Origin of the sequence: Citrobacter sp. Cb080 (assembly GCF_030334745.1) — a bacterium.
Classification (GTDB): Bacteria; Pseudomonadota; Gammaproteobacteria; order Enterobacterales; family Enterobacteriaceae; genus Citrobacter; species Citrobacter braakii.
The window spans coordinates 1-24,161 of record NZ_JAOWDG010000026.1 but is presented as its reverse complement, the minus strand read 5'-3'; the positions used below and the strand labels follow the sequence as shown (position 1 = coordinate 24,161).

The 24,161-nt window shown below is 52.5% G+C and carries 17 protein-coding genes and 3 pseudogenes; 10 read left to right on the top strand and 10 right to left on the bottom strand.

The genetic code is table 11. The features are described from left to right. The 3 genes and pseudogenes from actP to acs form a co-directional block, all read right to left on the bottom strand. Window positions 1–1,650, bottom strand: coding sequence for a cation/acetate symporter ActP (gene actP / locus OGV38_RS03080; RefSeq protein ID WP_016155369.1), 1,650 nt, complete (start codon window positions 1,648–1,650; stop codon window positions 1–3). Further along, window positions 1,647–1,961 carry a DUF485 domain-containing protein gene (locus OGV38_RS03075; RefSeq protein WP_016155370.1) on the bottom strand — a complete coding sequence of 105 codons (315 nt, stop codon included), beginning with the start codon at window positions 1,959–1,961 and terminating at the stop codon, window positions 1,647–1,649. Before OGV38_RS03075 ends, actP begins: the two co-directional genes overlap by 4 nt. A gap of 236 nt (window positions 1,962–2,197) precedes the next feature. After that, window positions 2,198–4,009, bottom strand: a pseudogene (acs, locus tag OGV38_RS03070) (acetate--CoA ligase); the annotation flags it as partial. Here acs and OGV38_RS03065 point away from each other — a divergent pair. From OGV38_RS03065 to gltP, 5 genes and pseudogenes are all read left to right on the top strand, one after another. Next, window positions 3,997–4,527 (top strand): annotated as a pseudogene (locus tag OGV38_RS03065) (4Fe-4S dicluster domain-containing protein); the annotation flags it as partial. The pseudogenes acs and OGV38_RS03065 sit on opposite strands and share 13 nt — an antisense overlap. Then, a complete protein-coding gene (nrfD, locus tag OGV38_RS03060) occupies window positions 4,524–5,480 on the top strand; it encodes a cytochrome c nitrite reductase subunit NrfD (RefSeq protein ID WP_286472927.1) in 957 nt (318 codons plus the stop codon). The pseudogene OGV38_RS03065 and the gene nrfD, both read left to right, overlap by 4 nt. Window positions 5,481–5,488: 8 nt before the next feature. Beyond that, a pseudogene (gene nrfF, locus OGV38_RS03055) lies at window positions 5,489–7,700 on the top strand (heme lyase NrfEFG subunit NrfF). Next, window positions 7,697–8,317, top strand: a complete 621-nt coding sequence (gene nrfG, locus OGV38_RS03050; RefSeq protein WP_047416048.1) for a heme lyase NrfEFG subunit NrfG — start codon at window positions 7,697–7,699, stop codon at window positions 8,315–8,317. Before nrfF ends, nrfG begins: the two are co-directional and overlap by 4 nt. A 344-nt stretch (window positions 8,318–8,661) precedes the next feature. Then, on the top strand, window positions 8,662–9,975 hold the full coding sequence (gene gltP / locus OGV38_RS03045; protein WP_016155378.1) for a glutamate/aspartate:proton symporter GltP: 1,314 nt from the start codon (window positions 8,662–8,664) through the stop codon (window positions 9,973–9,975). A 50-nt stretch (window positions 9,976–10,025) separates the two neighbouring features. Here gltP and yjcO read toward each other — a convergent pair whose 3' ends face one another. The 3 genes from yjcO to OGV38_RS03030 all read right to left on the bottom strand — a co-directional run bounded on the left by yjcO (window position 10,026) and on the right by OGV38_RS03030 (window position 13,225). Continuing rightward, on the bottom strand, window positions 10,026–10,715 hold the full coding sequence (gene yjcO, locus OGV38_RS03040; protein WP_016155379.1) for a Sel1 family TPR-like repeat protein YjcO: 690 nt from the start codon (window positions 10,713–10,715) through the stop codon (window positions 10,026–10,028). Between the two features lie 102 nt (window positions 10,716–10,817). Continuing rightward, window positions 10,818–12,965 carry a formate dehydrogenase subunit alpha gene (fdhF, locus tag OGV38_RS03035; protein WP_269519585.1) on the bottom strand — a complete coding sequence of 716 codons (2,148 nt, stop codon included), beginning with the start codon at window positions 12,963–12,965 and terminating at the stop codon, window positions 10,818–10,820. Between the two features lie 95 nt (window positions 12,966–13,060). Further along, complete coding sequence (locus OGV38_RS03030; protein WP_176443285.1) at window positions 13,061–13,225, bottom strand: hypothetical protein; 165 nt, start codon at window positions 13,223–13,225, stop codon at window positions 13,061–13,063. Window positions 13,226–13,253: 28 nt separating this feature from the next. On the opposite strand from OGV38_RS03030, the gene OGV38_RS03025 reads away from it, so the two are divergent. Next, window positions 13,254–13,985, top strand: coding sequence for a response regulator (locus tag OGV38_RS03025; protein WP_019077857.1), 732 nt, complete (start codon window positions 13,254–13,256; stop codon window positions 13,983–13,985). A 14-nt stretch (window positions 13,986–13,999) separates the two neighbouring features. Here OGV38_RS03025 and OGV38_RS03020 read toward each other — a convergent pair whose 3' ends face one another. Genes OGV38_RS03020 through OGV38_RS03010 form a run of 3 tightly spaced genes read right to left on the bottom strand, consistent with a single transcriptional unit; the run spans window position 14,000 to window position 16,559 of the window. Further along, on the bottom strand, window positions 14,000–15,004 hold the full coding sequence (locus OGV38_RS03020) for a carbohydrate kinase family protein (protein WP_085951088.1): 1,005 nt from the start codon (window positions 15,002–15,004) through the stop codon (window positions 14,000–14,002). Further along, window positions 15,001–15,861, bottom strand: a complete 861-nt coding sequence (locus OGV38_RS03015) for a ketose 1,6-bisphosphate aldolase (RefSeq protein ID WP_286472926.1) — start codon at window positions 15,859–15,861, stop codon at window positions 15,001–15,003. Before OGV38_RS03015 ends, OGV38_RS03020 begins: the two co-directional genes overlap by 4 nt. Before the next feature lie 14 nt (window positions 15,862–15,875). Further along, the gene (locus OGV38_RS03010) at window positions 15,876–16,559 is read right to left on the bottom strand and encodes a D-lyxose/D-mannose isomerase (RefSeq protein WP_269519581.1); all 684 of its coding nucleotides are present in this window, start codon (window positions 16,557–16,559) and stop codon (window positions 15,876–15,878) included. Window positions 16,560–17,109: 550 nt separating this feature from the next. On the opposite strand from OGV38_RS03010, the gene OGV38_RS03005 reads away from it, so the two are divergent. From OGV38_RS03005 to OGV38_RS02990, 4 genes are read left to right on the top strand one after another with little or no spacing between them, the layout of a single operon-like run. Continuing rightward, window positions 17,110–19,650, top strand: a complete 2,541-nt coding sequence (locus OGV38_RS03005; protein WP_286472925.1) for a type VI secretion system Vgr family protein — start codon at window positions 17,110–17,112, stop codon at window positions 19,648–19,650. After that, complete coding sequence (locus OGV38_RS03000) at window positions 19,643–21,739, top strand: T6SS effector phospholipase Tle3 domain-containing protein (RefSeq protein ID WP_269519578.1); 2,097 nt, start codon at window positions 19,643–19,645, stop codon at window positions 21,737–21,739. The genes OGV38_RS03005 and OGV38_RS03000 overlap by 8 nt, the downstream gene beginning before the upstream one ends. Before the next feature lie 9 nt (window positions 21,740–21,748). Next, window positions 21,749–22,519 carry a T6SS immunity protein Tli3 family protein gene (locus tag OGV38_RS02995; protein WP_286472924.1) on the top strand — a complete coding sequence of 257 codons (771 nt, stop codon included), beginning with the start codon at window positions 21,749–21,751 and terminating at the stop codon, window positions 22,517–22,519. Window position 22,520: 1 nt separating this feature from the next. Next, entirely contained in the window at window positions 22,521–22,781 is a 261-nt protein-coding gene (locus OGV38_RS02990; protein ID WP_016155465.1) for a PAAR domain-containing protein, read from the top strand. Between the two features lie 330 nt (window positions 22,782–23,111). Here the strand turns inward: OGV38_RS02990 and OGV38_RS02985 are convergent, their stop codons facing one another. Then, window positions 23,112–24,092 carry an IS5-like element ISKpn26 family transposase gene (locus tag OGV38_RS02985; protein ID WP_000019450.1) on the bottom strand — a complete coding sequence of 327 codons (981 nt, stop codon included), beginning with the start codon at window positions 24,090–24,092 and terminating at the stop codon, window positions 23,112–23,114. Between the last annotated feature and the right edge of the window lie 69 nt (window positions 24,093–24,161).

Here is a 24,161-nt window from a genome sequence, read left to right as displayed (position 1 = left end):
TTAGTGCGCGCGACCTTGTTCTACGCCGTACCCGGTCTGGGAACGGATGAACTGGGCACGGAACTGCTCGCGTTCGCGATTACCTTCTTCTGAGTTATCGGTAGCAGAGAAGAACCAGATCCCAAGGAACGCTACGCTGATGGAGAACAGCGCCGGATATTCATACGGGAAAATGGCTTTTTCGTGACCAAGGATCTGGACCCAAATCGTCGGGCCAAGCACCATCAGCACCACCGCCGTCAGCAGACCTAACCAGCCGCCCAACATCGCGCCACGCGTGGTCAGTCTTGACCAGTACATGGAGAGCAGAATGATCGGGAAGTTGCAGCTGGCTGCGATAGCAAACGCCAGACCTACCATGAAGGCGATGTTCTGGTTCTCAAACAGCACGCCGAGCAGGATGGCAATCACCCCCAGCACCAGTACGGTGATTTTCGACACCTTCAGCTCTTCACGTTCGGTTGCGCCTTTACGGAACACGTTGGCGTACAGGTCGTGAGAAACGGCCGATGCGCCCGCCAGCGTCAGGCCTGCAACCACTGCCAGGATGGTGGCAAACGCCACGGCTGAGATGAAGCCCAGGAACAGGTTGCCGCCCACCGCATTTGCCAGGTGAACCGCCGCCATGTTGTTACCGCCGATCAGCGCGCCAGCAGCGTCTTTATACGCCGGATTAGCGCCCACCAGCATGATCGCACCAAAGCCGATGATAAAGGTCAGGATGTAGAAATAACCCATAAAACCGGTGGCATAGAACACGCTCTTACGCGCTTCGCGGGCATCGCTGACCGTGAAAAAGCGCATCAGGATGTGCGGCAAGCCTGCCGTACCAAACATCAGGCCGAGACCTAACGACAGGGCGGAGATCGGATCTTTTACCAGTCCGCCCGGGCTCATAATGGCTGAACCTTTCGGGTGTACCGCCATTGCTTCGGTGAACAGGTTGTTGAAGCTAAAGCCGACGTGCTTCATCACCATAAAGGCCATAAAGCTGGCGCCGAACAGCAGCAGAACGGCTTTGATGATCTGTACCCAGGTGGTCGCCAGCATGCCGCCAAACAGGACGTACATCATCATCAGTACGCCAACCAGTACGACGGCGATGTGATAGTTCAGACCAAACAGCAGCTCAATCAGCTTACCTGCGCCCACCATCTGGGCGATCAGATACAGCGCGACCACCACCAGAGAACCACAGGCCGACAGAATACGGATTGGTCCTTGCTTCAGACGATAAGAAGCAACATCTGCAAAGGTGTAACGACCCAGGTTACGCAGACGCTCAGCAATCAGGAACAGGATAATTGGCCAGCCGACCAGGAAGCCGAGTGAATAGATCAGCCCGTCATAACCGGAGGTAAACACCAGCGCGGAAATCCCGAGGAACGATGCCGCCGACATATAGTCGCCCGCAATCGCCAGCCCGTTCTGGAAACCAGTGATGTTACCGCCGGCGGTGTAGTAGTCATTACGCGAACGTACGCGCTTAGACGCCCAGTAAGTAATACCGAGCGTAAAGATGACGAAAATCAGGAACATGACAATCGCCTGCCAGTTGGTTGGCTGGCGTTGGACTGCACCGCTAATAGCATCCGCCGCGTTTGCGGCGAAGGGCAGCGTGGCGGCAAGCGCCGTCAGGACTCTCTTCATGATGCTTTAACCTCGTGCAGAACCGCATTGTTCAGGCGGTCGAATTCACCGTTTGCCCGCCAGATATAGATCCCGGTCAGGATGAAGGAGATGAGGATCACACCGACCCCAATCGGAATACCCCGGGTGACGCTGGTTCCCGCGTGTAGCGGCGTACCCAGCCAGCCAGGCGCAAAGGCAATCAGTAAAATAAAGCTGATGTAAACTGCCAGCATGATGATGGACAGAATGGTGGCAAACCGTTGCCTTTTTTCAACTAACTCCCTGAAACGCGCACTGTCTTCTATCCGCTGATAAATAGAGTCATTCATCACAGAGTTCTCCAGAGGCCCCCTTCGTCTTTCACGTTGCAAGTGTGTTGGCCGCACTCGCCCACCTCAGTCACATAGTGAACTATGCTCCTGGGGATGCGCTCGCTTGCCGCCTTCCTGCAACGCGAAATCCTTTGGGGTGGGTTATTATATTTTCCCTCCCGGTCAGGGGAGGGGTAGGGGTAGGATTTGTAGGCCCGATAAGCCGTACACCATCGGGCATTTCACGGTTATGGTTATGATGGCATCGCGATGGCCTGCTTCTCTTCGAGCAGTTTCTCTACCACGCCAGGATCGGCGAGGGTCGAGGTATCGCCCAGATTGCTGGTATCGCCCGCCGCGATTTTACGCAGAATACGGCGCATGATTTTGCCGGAGCGGGTTTTCGGCAGTGAGTCGGTCCAGTGCAGCACGTCTGGCGTTGCCAGCGGACCAATTTCTTTACGTACCCAGTTGCGCACCTCGGCGTACAGCTCCGGTGACGGCTCTTCGCCGTGATTCAGCGTGACGTAGGCGTAGATCGCCTGGCCTTTAATATTATGCGGAATACCCACCACCGCGGCCTCGGCAATCTTCGGATGTGACACCAGCGCCGATTCGATTTCTGCCGTTCCCAGACGGTGGCCAGAGACGTTCAGCACATCGTCCACACGACCGGTGATCCAGTAATAGCCATCTTCGTCACGACGCGCGCCGTCGCCGCTGAAGTACATATTCTTGAAGGTAGAAAAGTAGGTCTGCTCAAAGCGTTCGTGATCGCCAAACAGCGTTCTCGCCTGGCCCGGCCACGAGTCGGTAATCACCAGGTTGCCTTCGGTCGCGCCTTCCAGCGGATTACCCTCGTTATCGACAATCGCAGGCTGTACGCCAAAGAACGGACGGGTTGCGGAACCCGCTTTCAGCTCGGTGGCGCCCGGCAGCGGGGTGATCATGAATCCACCGGTTTCGGTCTGCCACCAGGTATCGACGACCGGGCATTTTTCGTTGCCGATCTTCTTCCAGTACCACTCCCATGCTTCCGGGTTAATCGGCTCGCCAACGGAACCCAGGATACGCAGCGAGGAGCGGTCAGTGCCTTCAATCGCTTTATCACCTTCTGCCATCAGGGCGCGGATGGCGGTCGGCGCGGTATACAGAATATTGACCTGGTGCTTGTCCACAACCTGCGACATACGCGCCGGGGTTGGCCAGTTTGGCACGCCTTCGAACATCAGCGTGGTTGCGCCGCAGGCCAGCGGACCATACAGCAGGTAGCTGTGCCCGGTTACCCAACCCACGTCAGCGGTACACCAATAAATATCGCCCTGATGGTAGTCAAACACGTACTTAAAGGTGGTTGCGGCATAGACCAGATATCCGCCGGTGGTATGCAGTACGCCTTTTGGCTTGCCGGTTGAACCGGAGGTATAGAGGATAAACAGCGGATCTTCCGCGTTCATTTCTTCTGGCTGATGTTCTGGGCTGGCTTTCTCGATAAGATCGGACCACCACAGGTCACGGCCTTCCTGCCATTCCGTTTTTCCACCGGTACGTTTGAGGACGACCACATGTTCCACGGTTTTCACGTTCGGGTTTTTCAGCGCATCATCGACGTTCTTTTTCAGCGGGATGGCGCGGCCGGCGCGCACGCCTTCGTCGGCGGTGATCACCAGACGTGAATTGGAGTCGATGATACGTCCGGCGACCGCCTCTGGTGAAAAACCACCGAAGATGACCGAATGCACCGCGCCAATGCGGGCGCAAGCCAGCATAGCAACCGCCGCTTCCGGCACCATCGGCATATAAATGGCCACCACGTCGCCTTTTTTAATGCCTAAATCCAGTAGCGTATTGGCGAAACGGCAAACATCGCGATGCAGTTCGCGATAAGTAATGTTTTTGCTTTGGGTGGCGTCATCGCCTTCCCAGATGATGGCGGTGCGATCGCCATTTGCCTGTAAATGGCGGTCAAGGCAGTTTGCGGCCAGGTTCAGGGTGCCGTCTTCGTACCATTTAATCGACACGTTGCCTGGTGCGAAGGAGGTGTTCTTCACCTGGCTGTACGGCTTGCATGGATGCTTGTCGGGAAGTAAACAACGTGCCGGAAGGGGTATCGCGTCTGACGATTATTCGCAGCGAGCCGCAGGGGACGTTTCCTGATGTGAAGTATCGCTTTTTCCGTCATTCGTGCCAGCATTGCGACCATGCCCCCTGCGTTGACGTCTGCCCGACGGGGGCATCGTATCGCGATGCCGCCAGCGGTATTGTGGATGTGAACCCGGACCTTTGCGTTGGCTGCCAGTACTGTATCGCCGCGTGTCCTTATCGCGTGCGCTTTATCCATCCGGTTAGCAAAACGGCGGATAAATGCGATTTCTGTCGGAAAACCAATCTGAAAGCGGGCAAGCAGCCCGCCTGCGTTGAGTCATGTCCGACGAAGGCTCTGACGTTTGGTAATCTGGACGATCCCAACAGCGATATCTCCCGCTTGTTGCTGCAGAAAACCACCTACCGTTACAAGCTGGCGTTGGGCACAAAACCGAAGGTCTACCGCGTTCCCTTTAAATTTGGGGAGGTGAGCCAATGACATCCGCTTCTGCATTTCATTTTGAATCACTGGTGTGGGACTGGCCCATTGCCATTTATCTGTTCCTGATTGGCATCTCCGCCGGACTGGTCACGCTGGCGATTCTGCTGCGTCGTCTCCATCCGGAGGCGGGCGGTTCTGACAGCACGCTGCTACGCACTACGCTGGTGTTAGGGCCGGGGGCGATTATCTTCGGTCTGCTGATTCTGGTGTTCCACCTGACGCGTCCATGGACCTTCTGGAAACTGATGTTCCACTACAGCTTCACTTCGGTGATGTCGATGGGAGTCATGTTGTTCCAGTTGTACATGGTGGTGCTGGTGCTGTGGCTGGCAAAAATCTTTGAAAAAGAGGTAATTGCTCTGCAACAGCGCTGGCTGCCGCGATTAGGGATCGTACAGAAAATGCTGACGTTGATTGCGCCGTTTCATCGCGCGCTGGAGACGTTAATGCTGGTGCTGGCGGTCCTGCTCGGGGCGTACACCGGTTTTCTGCTGTCGGCGCTGAAATCCTACCCGTTCCTGAATAACCCGATCCTGCCGGTGCTGTTCCTGTTCTCCGGGATCTCCTCCGGCGCGGCGGTGGCGCTGATCGCCATGGCGTTACGTCATCGTAGCAATCCGCACAGTACCGAAGCGCACTTTGTGCATCGCATGGAAGTCCCGGTGGTATGGCTGGAGATCTTCCTGCTGGCGGCGTTTTTCGTCGGTCTGGCGCTGGGCGATGACGGCAAAATGCGCGCGCTGGCGGCGGCACTGGGCGGCGGATTCTGGACCTGGTGGTTCTGGCTGGGCGTGGCCGGGCTTGGGCTGATACTGCCGATGCTGCTAAAACCTTGGGCCAACCGCAGTTCGACGTTTCATGGCGTGCTGGCAGTGTGCGGCGCCAGCTTGACCGGCGTACTGCTGCTGCGCTTTTTTATTCTCTATGCGGGTCAGCTAACCGTTGCGTAAGGTGATATCTGGACGTTCTCCTTCCTGAAGCCGGTTTTCTGGCACTGTTGTTAAGCCTCGGGGTCAACGTGTTGACCCCGCTTGCCGTGTTGGTGGGTGTCCGCCAGCGCTGGCAAGGCGTAATGCGCCTGGCAAGCGTGGGCATGTGGACGCAATTTTCGCTGCTGCTGCTGGCCTTTGCCATTCTGATATTCTGCTTTCTGACCAGCGATTTTTCGGTGGTCTACGTTGCTCAGCATAGCTACAGCCTGCTGCCGTGGGGATTAAAACTGGCGGCGGTGTGGGGCGGGCATGAAGGATCGCTGCTGCTGTGGGTGCTGTTTCTTTCCGGCTGGAGCGCGCTGTTTGCCTTGCGCTATCGGCGTGATTCCGACCTGCTGTTTCCGTTAACGCTCAGCGTCCTCGCACTGATAACGGCCCTGCTGCTGCTGTTTGTGGTGGTATGGTCCGATCCGTTCGTGCGTATCTTCCCGCCAGCCATTGAAGGGCGCGACCTTAACCCGATGCTGCAACATCTCGGGTTAATCCTCCATCCGCCGCTGCTGTACCTGGGTTACGGTGGCTTGATGGTGGCGGCAGGCGTGGCGCTGGCCTCGCTGCTGCGCGGTGACTTTAATGCGCAGAGCGCCGGGGTGTGCTGGCGCTGGGCGCTGCCTGGCTGGTGTGCGCTGACGCTGGGGATTATCCTCGGCTCCTGGTGGGCCTACTGCGAGCTGGGCTGGGGCGGCTGGTGGTTCTGGGACCCGGTAGAAAATGCCTCCTTATTACCCTGGCTTTCCGCCAGTGCGCTGCTGCATAGTCTGTTCATCACTCGCCAACGTGGGATCTTCCGCCACTGGTCGCTGCTGCTGGCGATCGTCACGCTGATTTTATCGCTGCTGGGGACGCTGATTGTGCGTTCCGGCATTCTCGTTTCCGTGCACGCTTTTGCGCTGGATAACGTCCGCGCCACGCCGCTGTTCGCGCTGTTTACCGTATTGAGCCTGGCATCGCTCGGGCTGTACGCCTGGCGGGGACAGCAAGTCCGCCAGAATGCGCGTTTTGGCGGCTGGTCGCGCGAGATGCTGATTCTGGTCGCGCTATTACTTTTTTGCGCGGTGCTGCTGATTGTGCTGATTGGCACCCTTTACCCGATGATTTACGGGTTGTTCGGCTGGGGGCGGCTCTCCGTGGGCGCACCGTACTTTAACCGTGCTACGCTGCCCTTTGGCCTGCTGATGCTGCTGGTTATCGTGCTGGCGACGATCAGAAGCCGCAAAGTGCCTGTGCGTTGCCAGCTTCCGGCACTGCTGGCGCATGCCGGGGTGCTGGTGTTTGCGGCTGGGATCGTCTTTTCCAGCGGTAGTCGTCAGGAGATAAGCCTGAATCTGAGCCCCGGGCAGCAGGTGGAACTGGCGGGCTATATTTTTCGTTTTGAGCGTCTCGACCTGGAAGCAAAAGGTAACTACACCAGTGAAAAAGCGCAGATCACGCTGTGGCAGAATGAGAAACGCATTGGCAGCCTGCAGCCTGAAAGACGCTTCTATGCCGCGCGCCGTCAACAGATGATGGAGCCGGGGATCCGCTGGAATCTGATGCATGACTGGTATGCGGTAATCGGCGAAAAAACCGGACCGGACCGTTATGCCATGCGCTTGTACGTACAGACCGGCGTGCGCTGGATTTGGGGCGGGGGACTGTTAATGGTCTGTGGTGCGCTGCTGAGCGGATGGCGAGGGAGAAAGCGCGATGCATAAACTAATCAACGCGTTGCCGGATGGCGGCGAACGGGGTGTGAAAACGGTAGGTCGGATAAGCGCAGCGCCATCCGGCAGAACATGTTTACTCTTAGCTATCATTTTGTTTTTCATCGCCTTCGCGACACATGCCCAGGTTGTGGACACATGGACTTTTGCCAACCCGCAACAACAGGAAAAAGCGTTGTCTATTGCCAGTCAACTGCGCTGTCCACAGTGTCAAAACCAAAACTTGCTGGAATCCAATGCGCCGGTAGCAGTCAGTATGCGCCACCAGGTTTATAGCATGGTGGCGGAAGGGAAAAGTGAAGCCGAGATAACGACGTGGATGACCGATCGCTACGGTGATTTTGTGCGCTACAACCCGCCGTTGAATGAGCAAACGCTGCTGCTGTGGGCGTTGCCGTGCCTGCTGTTATTGCTGGTGGGCGTGGTGGTCTGGCGGGTGAGAAGGCGTCAGCGCGTAGAGGAGGATGTGCAATGAGCCAGTCCAACCATTCCCCTGCGCCGTTACGCCCACTCCCCGTGAAGTGGCTGACCGCTGCGACGGTGCTGATGGTTGTGGCCTGCATCGGAGGTTATCTGTTGACGCCAAAATGGCAGGCGGTGCGTCAGGAACAGACGCGGCTGGCGGACCCATTACATGCGTTCACCGATGAAAATGTTCAGGAAAAACAGCTGCTTTTGCTGCAATCGCAAATTCGTGCTAATCCACAGGACGGTGTGAAATGGGCGCAACTTGGTGAGTACTATCTTTGGCAAAACGCGTATCATAATGCGCTGCTGGCCTACGAGCAGGCGCTGCGTGTAGGGGGTGAAAATGCTGAGATCTATTCAGCGCTGGCAACGGTATTGTATTACCAGGCCGGGCAGCATATGACACCGCCCACTCGCGAGATGATTGATAAGGCTCTGGCGCTGGACCCGACAGAGGTCACTGCGCTGATGCTGTTAGCCTCAGATGCGTTTATGCAGGCAGACTACGCCCAGGCCATTTCAGTGTGGCAAAAAGTTATGGATTTAAACTCGCCGAGGGTGAACCGGGCACAGCTCATTGACTCTATTAATATGGCGAAGTTGTTGCAGAATCGGCAAAAATAAATTTGTTTCTTTTGTGATTTGTATCATTTGGCCTGTTTAAAAAACAGGCGAACGAACAAATGAGCAAAAAAAACTCACGCCATGACTTCTTCATTTTTGAACATATTAAAATTCTTTTATAACAAAAAGTTATTCATCAATACCCCGATAAAATTGCATTTTTATGCATAAATTCAGCCGAAGGCTCTGTTCCTGGAGGGTTGCGCGAGACAGTACGCAAATGATAATGATAATAAGCGTTAAAAAACTCCATAAACGAACGCAACACAATTCATACCCTTTCAGTATGTACTATTACCACACACCGCATGTGGAATAGCGCTCCATCGAGGAAGTCCGTTGTTATGAAAAATTTGAAAGTCAGCCTGGCATGGCAGATTCTGATCGCTATGGTGCTGGGCATTCTGCTGGGGAGTTACCTGCATTACCATAGTGACAGCCGTGAATGGCTGGTTGTAAACCTGCTGTCACCGGCGGGCGATATCTTTATCCATCTGATCAAAATGATCGTGGTGCCCATTGTCATCTCTACGCTGGTTGTCGGTATCGCCGGGGTCGGTGATGCAAAACAGCTGGGCCGTATTGGCGCCAAAACTATTATCTATTTCGAAGTGATCACCACCGTGGCGATTATCCTGGGTATCACGCTGGCGAATGTGTTCCAGCCAGGCACCGGAGTGGATATGTCGCAACTGGCGACCGTAGATATTTCGAAATATCAAAGCACGACCGCAGAAGTACAGAGCCACGCGCATGGCCTGATGGGGACAATTTTGTCACTGGTGCCAACCAACATCGTCGCATCGATGGCAAAAGGCGATATGCTGCCGATTATCTTCTTCTCGGTGCTGTTCGGTTTAGGTCTGTCTTCCCTGCCGGCAACTCACCGCGAGCCGTTGGTTACCGTATTCCGCTCTATTTCCGAAACCATGTTTAAAGTCACTCACATGGTTATGCGCTACGCGCCAGTCGGTGTTTTCGCGCTGATTGCCGTTACCGTCGCGAACTTCGGTTTTGCCTCCTTGTGGCCGCTGGCGAAGCTGGTGCTGTTGGTGCATTTCGCCATTCTGTTCTTCGCGCTGGTGGTGCTGGGGATCGTGGCGCGCATCTGCGGTCTGAGCATCTGGATCCTGATCCGCATTCTGAAAGACGAGCTGATTCTGGCTTACTCTACCGCCAGCTCCGAGAGCGTACTGCCGCGTATTATTGAGAAGATGGAAGCCTATGGCGCGCCAGCTTCAATCACCAGCTTTGTGGTGCCGACCGGCTACTCATTCAACCTTGATGGTTCAACTCTGTACCAGAGTATCGCCGCTATCTTTATCGCGCAGCTGTACGGTATCGACCTGTCGCTGTGGCAGGAAATCGTGCTGGTGCTGACGCTGATGGTGACCTCAAAAGGGATTGCGGGTGTGCCGGGCGTATCATTCGTGGTGCTGCTGGCTACGCTGGGCAGCGTGGGGATCCCACTGGAAGGCCTGGCGTTTATCGCCGGTGTTGACCGTATCCTCGACATGGCGCGTACCGCGCTGAACGTGGTGGGTAATGCGCTGGCGGTACTGGTTATCGCCAAGTGGGAACACAAATTTGACCGCAAGAAAGCGCTGGCCTATGAGCGCGACGTGCTGGGTAGATTTGATAAGACCGCTAATCAGTAATTCATGACAGCTTGCCGGATAAGCGTAGCGCCATCCGGCAATGCAAATCATTACCCGTTTGTTAACTTATCAAACTCTTCGCAGCCGGTATCGAATCCTTCCATACAGCTCAGATTCAGCCAGTGCAGCGCCTTCTGTTTATTCTTCACGATAAAACCCTGTTCACCGTTTAAGAACATCATCCCTGCCCAGTATTCGGAATAACCGGTGCGGGAAATGGCTGAGCTTCGTTTGAAATACCATGTCGCTTTCTCATCATCAGCGGGTATGCCCACACCGTTGGCGTAAATCAGGCCGAGCAGCATTTGCGCGTCGACGGCGGAGTCATTTTCCAGGTCTTCGGAGGCGTTTTGCAGCAAGGTAATGGCTTTAGGGTAATCGGTACGTCCAGCCTGGGTGTTGACCAGAATCCGCGCCAGGGTAAGTTCTCCCGCTTTACTGCCCGCTTTGGCTGCTTTTTCCGCCAGCGTTTTAGCCTGGGGGTAATCCAGACTGACCGGATTCGTAATTTTGATTTGCGCCAGTAGCGCGCAGGCGTCGGCATCGCCGTTGTCGGCGGCTTTTTGCGCCCAATACTCGGCTTTGCTCAAATCGCCCGAACTGAACCAGGTATCGGCAAGAAAGTACTGTGCGCGACGATCCCCTGCCTCAGCGGCCTGCAAGTACTGGCTTCCTGGCTCAGTATCACTGGCATGGGCAAAGAATGTCATAAAGAACATCAATGCAATGAGTTGTTTCATTTTGAGTTTTATTTAGGGTACGGAATGAACAGTATAAAGAGATCGTATGGATAAAAAACAGCCTCCGGGCGGAGGCTGTTGCAGAACAGTTACGTAAACGGACTAACCCATCGCGCTTTCGCGCAGGCTGGCTTTCAGCTTGGTGTACTCATCAATGACATACTGCTCGGCAGCGCGCTGATCGGCAATGCGTTCAACGTTAACGGCACAGTACTTGTACTCCGGCGTTTTGGTAATCGGGCTTAAGTTCTCGGTTACCAGCTCATTACATGCGCCAATCCACCACTGGTAGGTCATGTAAATCGCGCCTTTGTTTGGACGATCGCTGACTGCTGCACGGGTAATGACCCGGCCTTTACGCGAGTTAACCCACACCAGCTCTTCATCCAGGATGCCCAGGCGTGCTGCGTCGGTGGTGTTGATCTGGGCATAGCCCGGTTCATCCGCCAGCGCGGCCAGCGCCGCACAGTTACCGGTCATCGAACGGCAAGAGTAGTGGCCGACTTCACGCACCGTGGACAGCACCATCGGGTACTCCTCAGTGAGTTTGTCGATTGGCGCTACCCAGTCGCAGGTAAAGAACTGCGCCAGACCGTTCGGGGTATCGAACTTCTCTTTGAAGAGATAAGACGTACCCTGGTCGGCTTCTGAGGTGTCGCGGCAAGGCCACTGGATATAACCCAGTTCGCCCATTTTCTCGTAAGTGGCACCGTAGAAATCCGGGCACAGATGACGCAACTCATCCCAGATTTCCTGGGTGTTGTTGTAGTGCATCGGGTAGCCCATACGGGTGGCGATTTCACTGATAATCTGCCAGTCCGTTTTCAGATCCCACTTCGGTTCAACGGCTTTAAAGAAGCGCTGGAAGCCACGGTCAGCCGCGGAGAAGACGCCTTCATGTTCGCCCCATGACGTAGACGGTAAAATAACGTCTGCGGCAGCGGCAGTTTTGGTCATGAAGATATCCTGCACGATGACCAGTTCCAGATCCTCAAAGCCTTTGCGCACTGCGGAGAGTTCAGCATCGGTCTGTAATGGATCTTCACCCATAATGTACGCCGCGCGGACTTCGCCATGCGCAGCACGGTGCGGCAGTTCACTGATGCGATAGCCGGTATGCGCAGGCAGACTTTCCACGCCCCAGGCTTTAGCGAACTTCTCGCGGTTAGCCGGATCTTTCACATACTGATAGCCCGGATAAGTATCCGGTAGCGCGCCCATGTCGCATGCGCCCTGAACGTTGTTCTGGCCACGAACCGGGTTAACGCCCACGCTTGGCTTACCGAGGTTGCCGGTCAGCATTGCGAGGCTGGTCAGTGAACGCACGGTTTCCACACCCTGATAGAACTGGGTAACACCCATGCCCCACAGGATGGCCGCGCTTTTTGCCGTGGCGTACATACGAGCAGCCTGACGAATATCCTGTGCGCTAACGCCAGTGACATCTTCGACGGACTCCGGCGTGTAGCCTTCGACAATCTTGCTGTACTCTTCGAATCCTTCGGTACGGGAGGCGACGAACGCCTGGTCGTACAGTTTTTCTTCGATGATGACATGACCCATGGCGTTGAGCAGCGCGATATTCGAGCCGTTTTTCAACGCGATGTGCATATCGGCAATACGCGCGGTTTCAATTTTGCGCGGATCGCAGACGATAATTTTCGCCCCGTTACGTTTAGCGTTAATCACGTGATTCGCCACGATCGGGTGGGAATCCGCCGGGTTGTACCCGAAGATGAACACTAAATCTGTGTTATCAATTTCATTGATAGCATTACTCATTGCGCCGTTACCGACCGATTGGTGCAGACCTGCAACCGAAGGGCCGTGTCAGACGCGAGCGCAGCAGTCAACGTTATTGGTACCAATAACGGCGCGCGCGAATTTTTGCATTACATAGTTGGTTTCGTTACCCGTACCGCGAGATGAACCGGTCGTCTGAATAGCGTCCGGGCCATACTTCGCTTTGATGGCGCTCAGACGAGTGGCGACGTAATCAAGCGCTTCATCCCAGGAAACGGATTCCAGTTTGCCGCCACGCTGGCGACGGATCATTGGGGTTTTCAGACGAGGGGTCAGGATCTGGGTATCATTGATAAAATCCCAGCCATAGTAGCCCTTCAGACACAAGGTACCCTGGTTGGTTTTCCCCTGCGCCGCTTCAGCCCGGACGATTTTGCCGTTATCGACCACCAGGTTGATTTTGCAACCTGATGCGCAATATGGGCAAACCGTGACGACTTTTTTCATCGGTCTCGCTCCAGTTAATCAAATCACGCATACGCGCTTGTCGCTTGAGTTATGCATCTTTTATGCCATGTTTTTATCAGGGGCATTAGTCGATATTACGGGCGAATTTTGCGCAAAACCCTGACGAAAAACAGGCTGTCGTCATATTTGACGTGACGAATCTCCAATACGTGACGGCCCGGCAGTGTGACCGAGGTTATGTTTCCCACACATCCTTGTGCCTTATCGCTGTCACTCTGTGCAGAATCAATCACACTCATTTAAGTTGGCCAGAAATGGGGAAAAACAATGAAGCCAGCCATACTGGTTGTGGATGATGACATCGCTGTCTGCACGCTTTTACAGGATGTGCTGAGCGAACACGTCTTTGCAGTGACCGCATGTCACACCGGGCAGGAGGCGCTGCGCTGCATTGAGACTCAGCCGGAAATCGCTCTGGTATTGCTGGACATGATGTTGCCTGATATTAACGGTCTGATGGTGCTGCAGCAGGTGCAAAAGATGAGACCCGGATTACCGGTGGTGATGCTGACCGGGCTTGGCAGCGAGTCGGATGTGGTTGTCGGGTTGGAAATGGGCGCTGACGACTACATCGGTAAACCGTTCAATGCGCGGGTGCTGGTGGCGCGGGTAAAGGCGGTACTCAGACGCGTCGGCGTGTTAACGGCAGAAAGCGGCAGCCCGCAAACCACGGGCCTTTCTTTTAACGGTTGGCATCTCGATACCGCCGGTTGCCAGTTACATAATCCTCAGCAACTGAAGGTGGAGTTGACGCAGGGGGAATACAGCCTGCTGCTGGCGCTGGCCCAAAACGCCCGCCGGGTACTTAGCCGAGAACAACTGCTGGAACTGACGCGCAGCGACAGCGTTGAGGTGTTTGACCGCACCATTGACGTGCTAATCATGCGGTTACGGCGAAAAATAGAGAACAACCCGCATCAGCCGATGCTGATCAAAACCCTGCGCGGGCTGGGCTATGTGTTTGCCGCCGACGTTCAGCATCATGATAAGGCGGCGTAAACGTCTTATCCGGCTTACAAGGACGCTATATCGGCTTTTAGCTCTGCCAACGTTTTCGCGCCGTCTATCGCGTTGGCGCACAGCAAACTGGCCCGTGCGCAGGCGTGTGCCAGCCTGACGCTGTCCGTCAGCGACCAGCGTTCATGACAGCCATACAAAAATCCGGCGCAAAACGCATCTCCCGCCCCGACGCTGCCAACGATCTCCTCCGGCGCCAGGTACTGTGACGGGATCCAGACGCCCGGCAGATCCGGCGCTTCACCCCAGGCGCCTTCCGGACAGTGGATAACCACCCGCTGGCGAACGCCCGCATTCAACAGTTCGCGCGCAGCGGTGGCGATGTGCGCAATATGCAACTCCCCGTTGGGCAGGCGGATCTCCAGCCCGCTGAATTCCCCGGCTTCCAGCTCGTTAATTACCAGATAGTCGAGATGGCGCAGAGCTGGCATCACCAGCGGCTGATAGCGCGGGTCGCCCTTGCGTGAAACCAGATCCAGTGATGTTTCAAAGCCGTTGTCGCGCATTTGCGCCAGCAGCCGTGCGCTACGCGTGCCGTACTCCTCATCCGGCATGTCCAGACTGTCGAGCAGCAGCAGATAGCCAAGATGGAAGATTTTCATCGAGGTATCCAGTTGCTCAAAAGCGGGCAGATCCAGCAGCCGGTTGGCGCCGGGCGAGTGGAAAAAGGTGCGCTGACCGCTGGGATCGGTCATCACCTGTGACATCGACGTGGGGGCGAAAGTCGTGCGCTGCACATGTTGGCGATTAACATGATACTGCTCCAGCATCGCCATGATGTAGTCGCCGTCGCTATCCTGACCGATTAACCCCACCGCCTGCAGCGGCAGTCCGGTGTGCATTTTCGCCAGCGTCAGCAGTACGTTCAGCGGCGCACCGCCCGTCGCGCGTTCGCTACGGATGATTTCCGCCAGCCAGCCGCGTTCCGGCCACTGCACAATTTGATGCACATGATCGACCAGCATGTTGCCTGCGGCGATAACGCCTCTGCGTTCCATCAGACCCGTCCCGCGCTGCCAAAAATACGCATCTGTTCTGAAACGGTATCGGTAATGGCCTCTTCAATGGCGAGCAGCAGTTCGGCAAATTCGTCGTACAGGGGCTGACGATTCACTATTCTTGTCTCTACTGCCGACAGCGCCGCCTGCGACATGCCGGTATAGAAATTAATTTTGTGAATGCCGAGTTCAATTGCGCGCTTGAAATCGTCGTTGCTGATGCCGGAACCGCCGTGCAGTACCAGCGGGATCGCCGCCTGCTGGCGAAGGGCGTCCAGACGCGGAAAGTCGAGCACCGGTTCGCCTTTATATTTGCCGTGTGCATTACCAATGGCGACCGCCAGCGCGTCAATCCCGGTTCTGTCGACGAAATCACGCGCCATCATCGGGTCGGTAAATAACGACTCGTCGGCATGACCATACAACGCGCCGCCCTCATCGCCTCCCACCGCGCCCAGTTCGGCTTCCACCGATACACCGACGGCGTGACACATCTTCACCACTTCGCGGGTTTGACGAATATTTTCTTCATACTCCAGCGTGGAGCCATCAAACATCACTGAACTGAAACCTAAGCGCAGTGCCCGAACCACCGACTCAAAGTGCAGGCCGTGGTCAAGGTTCAGCACTACCGGAATGTCATGCCGCGCGGCTTCGTACTTGACCGCTTCGACCAGAGAATCCAACGAGATATATTTAAAATGCACCTCGGCGATGTTGATGATAAACGGCGAACGTTCCTGCTTTGCCGCGGCAAACAGCGCGCGCAGGAAGTGTGAGTCCAGAACGTTAAACGCCCCTAAGGCATAGCGGTGCTCGCGGGCATGGGCAAGGCCATCGGCGAGAGATATCAACGGCATAATGCGCTCCTTGGTTAGCGGAACAGGCGATACTCATTACACAGCACCAGCTGCGCCGGTTCGTCTTCTTCAATGTCGTTATAGCGGGCGATCGGTTGCAGAAAGTGGTTATCGTGGTCGTCGTCATTAACAGAAGAAACCTCGCCGACCAGCACGTCGCCAAAACCTTCTTCCGCCCAGAAGCTGTGATACAGGCCCGGTGGCAGGCAGATGCTTTCACCCGGCGTCAGGCGCAGTTGACTGCCTGCCGCATGGGTTTGCCGACAGCCGTCAATCACCACGCTCACGTCGCTGTCCTCCGTTTGTTCTCGGATCCCCGCATTCCACAGTTCCACAATTAAATTACCGCCGCCGCGATTGATAATGTCTTCGCGTTTACGCCAGTGAAAATGCATCGGCGTGACCTGCGCATCGCGAACATGCATGATTTTCTCGGCGTAGCATTTCTCGTAAGGCATTCCTTTCGGCGAGCCATTACGCAGGGTAAACAGCGTTAACCCTTGCGCGGCGAAATTGTTGCCGCCAAACGCGGTGACATCCCAACCGAGCTTAAGGTCGAAAACTTCTCTCCAGGCGGCGGGATCAAGCTTGCGCCATTGGGTCGGCGTGAAACTGGCGAAAGGGGGGAGATGCACGTCGTGCTGAGAGAAAAACTGGCGCGTGTGGCCAAGGATTTCGTTTATTGCTGAGCGTTTCATTGATTCTCCTGTGGCTGATAAGATGACCTTTATGCGGCCCTCTTCTCAAAGAAGAGGGAGAAAATCAAAAGCTTTCCCATGGATAAAATGGACACAATCCGGTTACCTCTCCCTCACAGCAGAATAGGGAATAGTTATATTTTATTGTGTTTTTCTATGTGGTGATGTGATTCATTCAATAAAATGATAAATAAAAAGAGCATTTTCACAAATGTTATTATAAATCATTATCTTAATATGTTTGTTTTTTTAGTCGAATCTCAGTTTTCTGCAGTCATTGGGATGTGAGCGCTGGCGTGTTGCCTCGCGATTAAAAATGAATAATACATAATATAAATAATCTTATTAAAATCTGCTGCTATTGAATATAAAATGTCGTTAGTTAACCGATTGTCTATATATCATAAGTGTACTACGTACTTTGCTAATAACTATTTGTTTAGTTTTAAAATATTTTTTTAGTAAAAAATAACCTTCTTAGTAGTCTTGTTGGTATGCTGATTAAACTTTATTCTTTATGTATTACTGTCTTTCTGCAAGGGATGCGATAATGAAAAAAGGTTCTGGCTTCTATAATCTTGAAGGTATGATTTCAGATGATAGTATAAATAAATACTTATTAACCATCAGAGGGTCGGTAAATTTAGGTGTACTTGATGTTGAATCAATTGACGGAAAGGAAAGTCTAAATAAACCATATAGTTATAAAATAACATTCACTTCAAAATGTAAAGATATCCCTCCAGAATCTCTTCTTAATATTGAAGCTATGCTACAAATTAGAGCCCCTAATAATAAATGGAGTAAATATGTTCAGGGTTCTGCAATGTGGATCAATGAGCGGCAAATAGAAGGGGTTATTACATCATGTTCACTTATTAGCACTTCAGCGGATGAATCACTGTACGAAATCAGGCTGGAGCATAAGCTTGCATTACTCTCACGACGCAGGCGATCGGCTATTTACCTGAATATTAACGTTCCGAAACTGGTAACGCAGATCCTCAAAGAGCATTTTTTTGCTGATTATGAAATCGACTTTGATAAGCTTCTTTCTACCTATCCTGACCGGGAAATGATCGTACAGTGGGAGGAATCAGATTTAGCGTTTGTCAGCCGCATCCTGTCAGAAGTTGGGATCTGGTTCAGGATTGAAAATCATCATGCGGTTTCGCACATTATGGTGCTTATCTTTAGTGATTCCCAAAGCCGGTACATCTTCGATCAAAAGATTATGCATGCATCTCATGCGGGTCTGACAGCAAATGATTACGCGATCGATAAGCTGGTATCAAAGCACAACCTTGTCTCCGCAGCCGTTAAAGCAAAGAACTTTGACTACCGGCTTGCCAACTCGCTAATACTCAATGCTGATGCCGATGGGGCTGAACAAACATCGACGACGTATGGAGTGGATTATCGTTATGCGGATATTCACCACCAGCCGGGATCGAAATTTGCAGAGGAACAACCGGGCGAATCCAGCTGGTTCTACGCCAAACTGCATCACGAAATTATTCTTAATAATCAATCTATTTTAAGCGGGGTGAGCACCAGCCCGTCGATCGCGCCAGGTATGGTGCTTGAAATCGACGGTACTATTCCGCAAGCGTTTACTTCAGGATTTGTGGTAACGGCAATGCGGGTGACGGGGAGGCGTGATGCCGCCCTTCAATCCCAACTGATCGGTATTCCTTACAGTGAGCGCGTTTGCTTTCGGCCGCAGCCACTACCCCGACCACGTATCGTGGGTACGGTTCCCGCAATTGTTTCCTCCCGAATAGACAATGACAAATATGCCCATATCGATGTGCAGGGGCGCTATTGGGTGAAGTTTGATTTTGACCTCGACCAACATAAGCAAGGCTATGAAAGTATGCCCGTCCGTCTGGCACGGATTTATGCCGGTGATACTTATGGTCATCACTTCCCGCTCATTCAGGGGGCGGAAGTTGCCATTGCGTTTGAAGGTGGTGATCCGGAAAGGCCTTTCATTGCCCATGCGCTGCATCATGCTCCAAAGCCTGACCTCGTCACCAGCCGTAACAATACCCGCAACGTAATCCGTACTGCGGGCCACAATAAGCTGCGGATGGAGGACCGACGCGGACAGGAACACGTCAAGTTAAGTACCGAATACGCTAAAACCCAGCTGAACATGGGCCACCTTGTTGATGCTGGTGGTAAGCCGCGCGGTGAAGGCGCAGAACTGCGCACCGATGAGCGGGGGGTGTTGAGAGCCGCAAAGGGAATATTGCTGACGACAGAGGCGCAGCCAAAAGCCCAGGGCAAGCAGCTCGACATGAACGCAGTTGTTCAACAGCTACAGGCTGCGCTTGTACTGGCAACCTCTCTTCAGCAGAGCGCCCTGACGGCGCAAGCGTTAAACGTCGAAATGGGGCAACAGCAGCAGCTTAACGCCGCACTTGAACAGCTCACTCAGCCGGGGCTGGTGGCCTATGCCGATCAAGGTATGGCTCTGCTCACACCAGAAACCATGGCGCTGTCGGCAAACAAAGATCTGTCGCTGAATGCGGCCAATAACGGCAGTTTTAATGTTTTTAAAAAACTCTCCATGGCTGTCGGACAGGGTTTATCGCTTTTCAGCAGAGCGATCGGGATCAAAATTATTGCCGCAAAAGATGATATTTCCGTCCAGGCGCAGCGTGGTGAAATGGGCCTGCTTTCCGATCAGCATTTTCATATTCAAAGTATGAACGGCAATGTGACCATCAGCGCCAAAAAGAATATTCAGTTGCTGTGCGGGGGTGGCGGTATCCGAATAAATGAAGATGGCTCAGTAAAAATATTCTCTCCCGCTAAAGTGCAGTTGAAAGGCACCACTCTTGACTGGAGTGGGCCGGAATCCGTTAAAGATAAATCCCCCGTTTTTCAGGAAGACCAGTTTCACCGCCGCATTAAATTACATGGTTATGGGAATACGGACGATGTTCTGAAAAAGACAAAATTCAGACTGACTAAGGCCTCCGGTGAAATCATTGAAGGTGTTACCGACGATGAAGGCATGACGCCATTACTGGATATGACAGAAATGGATGAAATGAAAATGGAGATTTTGCCAAATGAGTAACAGTCCCTTTAATCCGCAAGTCGTGGCGACGGGGGTACAAGGCGTGCCTAAATCCACCGGCGGAAAAATGGCAGTCTGCGAAGTGGCGGTTAAAAACCCTATGCCCTGTATTGTGATCCTTGTTCATGGTGTTAACGATGTGGGCGAGGCGTATCAAAATCAGGAGCAGGGGATCATTGCCGGCCTGAATGAACGTATGGGCCGTACGGATATGTATCCGCATGAATGGCACCAGTTCAAAATGGATATGGGCGATGGCGAACAGCAGCAGGTGAAAATGCCTGGGCGCAGTCCGGTGATCCCATTTTACTGGGGATATAAACCTGTTGATCATGCAACGTATATCGAGGACCAGCGGCGTTATCGTGATGAGCTGGCTAAATCAGGCAGCGCCGCAAAGCTGCCTTACAATGCCTACCAGGAAGATGACGCCACGAAGCTGACAAAGTTAGGACACATTCCTCAAACCACGTTGAAATATCAGAATGATAATTTCGGTAATGTTCTCGACGATGTGTATGCCAAAGGCGGTGGCACCTTTGCGAATGCGACAACCACTATTCCGGATATGTTAGGCCCGGGCTCCGGCGGCCTGACGAATGGCGCTGCAGGATTTGCTTCATTTCATATGAATGGTGGGGATTTTACGCATCCTATTTATGATAACCCTCACCGTATTTATCAGTTTTTTGCCGCGCAGCGGCTGGCCGATTTAATCCTGATGATTCGAAGAGAACCGGCAACCCAATTCGATCCTATCAATATTGTTGCGCACTCCCAGGGAACGATCATTACCATGCTTGCCAATATGCTGGTTAAATCGGCAGGGGCGGACCCCGTTGATTGCGTTATTCTTAATCACTCCCCCTATGCGCTTGAAAATACGTTTGCCGAGAGTGCGACCCCCGGACATCACCAGACGGATCGCGCCCGTCAGCAGACGTTTAAAAATTTCTGTCATTTGATGGCGACAAACGATAAATATGGCAAAGGAGAATACCACACCGGAGCGGAAATTGATGATATAGAAGGCGCAACATGTCTGAGTAAAACCCATTCTCAATGGCGCAAGAATAAGCTCTATACCCGCAATAACTTCGGCAAGGTGTATAACTATTTTTGCCCCAATGACAGTGTTGTCTCATTACTTAACGTGCAGGGTTTTGGCTGGCGAGGCATACCTCACGACATTGCGAGTGGCATAGAGAATTTGCGCCAGCGTGTTTTCTGCGAAAATGGCCCCGATATAGGTTGTAGCCCCCAAAGCGTGCCTTTTGAAATGCCGACGTTAAAAAAGGGAAGTTTTAATCAGGATACGGGTTTTACTAAACAATATACGTTTTCCGATGTTGTGATTAATGGTGAACAACTTCCCGTTACTTTTAAGCATCAACTACAGGGGGTAGAGAGCAAGTATAAATATTCGTTAGAGCCTGATTCCCCCGATCAGGTCATCTCATTTTCTGCAAAAGCCACTACTATTTCCCGTACTGAGACAGATATTAAAAGTCTCAGCGGCGCAGGTTTCGATTTTTTACAGCCAGGTCGGGAATTAACACCAGCAGAACTCACAATGTTCAGCAATAAATATGGTAAGCGTTATACCAAAGGCGTTGTCCTTGGAGGGGGATACAATAAAACCGTACAGCTGATTTATGAAAAAACGGCGGATGAACTGAAAAAAGAATGGATGCACTCAGACCCTGTTGGTTACAGCCAGCATTCCTCTATTGTCATGTCAAAAGATGCCCCAGCGAAAGCAATGGCCTTCGATCTGGCGGTGGGGATATGCAGGGCATTTGATTACGAAAATGGTGAGTTCTGGGTAAAACTACTTCGCCGTGGGGACTGGCGTATGAAGAAAAATGGTCTGCAAAAGACTGTTGATTATTATGATACGGGTATCCTGAATAAAGCAGATACAAAAGATTATATGAATAAACCCGATGATATCTTGCCAAAGGGGAAATTTGGTGTGGTTAACGAGTTCTATCATTCAACTACAGTTAAACCTGCCAAGTATAATGAAATATATAATACAGAGATTTCCAATCTGCAATGGGATATGCCTGAGTCGCTTAACGTTTAAGGATAAATAATGAAAATGAGAAGTATGTTAAAAATAATAATCGGAGCAATCTCGCTATGCGCCGTCTCTGCCTGTACAAAATCACCCTCACAGATTATTTATCGATTTGATGATAATCGTTATCTGGAACTGATCGGATATGATTGTGAAGGATATGTTGTTTATCATGATATAAAAAGAAATATTCATAAGTCAATTTATAGCAACCCAATATACATGGTATTTACGGGAGAATATATTCATCCTTCAGAACAGTATATTCTGGTGCCTGAATGGGAACCTGGGGCATATAAAATATCTAAAGACTATGGGCAAACATGGCAGGTCGCATCTTATATGTCCCCATTTCAGGGGCAAGAGAGAAATTCAGAGGGGAATATGGTCGACAGACCGGAGGGAAAAGAAATCAAAAGAGTGGTGGTGGTTAATAATCAGGCATTTATTACCACTTCGCAGAATCATTTGTATATGAGTTCATACCCTTTTGACGATCCGCGTCTAAAACCCGGCGGGCCGGGTATAGATTATAAATACTTTGATGACACATATTATCTCTACAGGCCAGGTAAACATAAATCCAAGGGTAAGTATGTAGACGCTCATATGAGACCTGAATCTCCAGGTGCGGCCTGGGGGACGGTCGTTTTTATGAAAGCTGCTTTAGCCCATTTAACGGAGGGTTATAAGGCAAATTATCAAAACCTGCCCGACAAAGAACCAGAGGTGGTGGGCTATAAGGGATGGACCCGGATGCGCTGTGACCTGGATGTGGGGAAATAATATGAAAGGTGTAATCAGGCTAAATGACCCGCTGGAAAACGGTGGGTATGTGAACAAAGCTTCTGGTAGCAAGTTTATGGGAATTCCTGTCGCTTTAATGGGGGATACTGTTCTTTGTGTTGCGCATAAAGGGACCTTTCCCATACTTGATTTTGAACCAACCTGGACAATGGACGGTAGAGGCGTTGTTGTGGATGGGTGTAGGGCTGCATGCGGTTGTGCAATAAAAACCACACTGCCAATGGCGGGGACAAGCAAATGAGTAAATGGAAGATACCAAACAAGAATCCCTATCAAGACCCAGGAAAATTCCCGCTAAATATTATGCTGGTTATTAGCTGTGCTATATTCTTGTTATGTATGATGTACTATATATTAAACTGGCTTCAGGAAAAGAAAGTTGCTGATGATTTGACATGGAATGCAATAGTAATCCCTTCTCTAAGGAAGGTGCGAATAAGCAGGTCATTTCTTCCCAAGCTGACTCGCTGATTAAAATTTCGCGGATCTGGGCCGATTTTTTTCCCGCAAACACATCGAATCAGCCTATTTAGGCTATTTTTTCCACCATTTCTGGCGTTATTTCCGGTTTTTACTGAGATCTCTCCCACTGACGTATCATTTGGTCCACCCGAAACAGGTTGGCCAGGGTGAATAACATCGCCAGTTGGTTATCGTTTTTCAGCAGCCCCTTGTATCTGGCTTTCACGAAGCCGAACTGCCGCTTGATGATGCGAAACGGGTGCTCCACCCTGGCACGGATGCTGGCTTTCATGTATTCGATGTTGATGGCCGTTTTGTTCTTGCGCGGATGCTGCTTCAAGGTTTTTACCCTGCCGGGACGCTCGGCGATCAGCCAGTCCACATCCACCTCGGCCAGCTCCTCGCGCTGTGGCGCTCCTTGGTAGCCGGCATCGGCTGAGACAAATTGCTCCTCTCCATGAAGCAGATTACCCAGCTGATTGAGGTCATGCTCGTTGGCCGCGGTGGTGACCAGGCTGTGGGTCAGGCCACTCTTGGCATCGACACCAATGTGGGCCTTCATGCCAAAGTGCCACTGATTGCCTTTCTTGGTCTGATGCATCTCCGGATCGCGTTGCTGCTCTTTGTTCTTGGTAGAGCTGGGTGCCTCAATGATGGTGGCATCCACCAAAGTGCCTTGGGTCATCATGACGCCTGCTTCGGCCAGCCAGCGATTGATGGTCTTGAACAATTGACGGGCCAGTTGATGCTGCTCGAGCAGGTGGCGGAAATTCATGATGGTGGTGCGATCCGGCAGGGCGCTATCCAGGGATAATCGGGCAAACAGGCGCATGGAGGCGATTTCGTACAGGGCATCTTCCATGGCACCGTCGCTCAGGTTGTACCAATGCTGCATGCAGTGAATACGCAGCATGGTCTCCAGCGGATAGGGCCGTCGGCCATTGCCCGCCTTGGGATAAAACGGCTCGATGACAGCGGTCATATTCTGCCATGGCAGAATCTGCTCCATGCGGGAGAGGAAAATCTCTTTTCGGGTCTGACGGCGCTTAGTGCTGAATTCACTATCGGCGAAGGTGAGTTGATGGCTCATGATGTCCCTCTGGGATGCGCTCCGGATGAATATGATGATCTCATATCAGGAACTTGTTCGCACCTTCCC

Excerpts from the sequence above, each read along its gene's own strand:
- OGV38_RS02995 (WP_286472924.1), top strand. The coding sequence starts at position 21,749 with ATGAAAATGAGAAGTATGTTAAAAATAATAATCGGAGCAATCTCGCTA.
- OGV38_RS03025 (WP_019077857.1), top strand. The coding sequence starts at position 13,254 with ATGAAGCCAGCCATACTGGTTGTGGATGATGACATCGCTGTCTGCACG.
- nrfD (WP_286472927.1), top strand. The coding sequence starts at position 4,524 with ATGACATCCGCTTCTGCATTTCATTTTGAATCACTGGTGTGGGACTGG.
- OGV38_RS02990 (WP_016155465.1), top strand. The coding sequence starts at position 22,521 with ATGAAAGGTGTAATCAGGCTAAATGACCCGCTGGAAAACGGTGGGTAT.
- OGV38_RS03005 (WP_286472925.1), top strand. The coding sequence starts at position 17,110 with ATGAAAAAAGGTTCTGGCTTCTATAATCTTGAAGGTATGATTTCAGAT.
- OGV38_RS03000 (WP_269519578.1), top strand. The coding sequence starts at position 19,643 with ATGAGTAACAGTCCCTTTAATCCGCAAGTCGTGGCGACGGGGGTACAA.
- OGV38_RS03015 (WP_286472926.1), bottom strand. The coding sequence starts at position 15,861 with ATGCCGTTGATATCTCTCGCCGATGGCCTTGCCCATGCCCGCGAGCAC.
- OGV38_RS03030 (WP_176443285.1), bottom strand. The coding sequence starts at position 13,225 with ATGAGTGTGATTGATTCTGCACAGAGTGACAGCGATAAGGCACAAGGA.
- OGV38_RS02985 (WP_000019450.1), bottom strand. The coding sequence starts at position 24,092 with ATGAGCCATCAACTCACCTTCGCCGATAGTGAATTCAGCACTAAGCGC.
- gltP (WP_016155378.1), top strand. The coding sequence starts at position 8,662 with ATGAAAAATTTGAAAGTCAGCCTGGCATGGCAGATTCTGATCGCTATG.
- nrfG (WP_047416048.1), top strand. The coding sequence starts at position 7,697 with ATGAGCCAGTCCAACCATTCCCCTGCGCCGTTACGCCCACTCCCCGTG.
- yjcO (WP_016155379.1), bottom strand. The coding sequence starts at position 10,715 with ATGAAACAACTCATTGCATTGATGTTCTTTATGACATTCTTTGCCCAT.
- actP (WP_016155369.1), bottom strand. The coding sequence starts at position 1,650 with ATGAAGAGAGTCCTGACGGCGCTTGCCGCCACGCTGCCCTTCGCCGCA.
- OGV38_RS03010 (WP_269519581.1), bottom strand. The coding sequence starts at position 16,559 with ATGAAACGCTCAGCAATAAACGAAATCCTTGGCCACACGCGCCAGTTT.
- OGV38_RS03075 (WP_016155370.1), bottom strand. The coding sequence starts at position 1,961 with ATGAATGACTCTATTTATCAGCGGATAGAAGACAGTGCGCGTTTCAGG.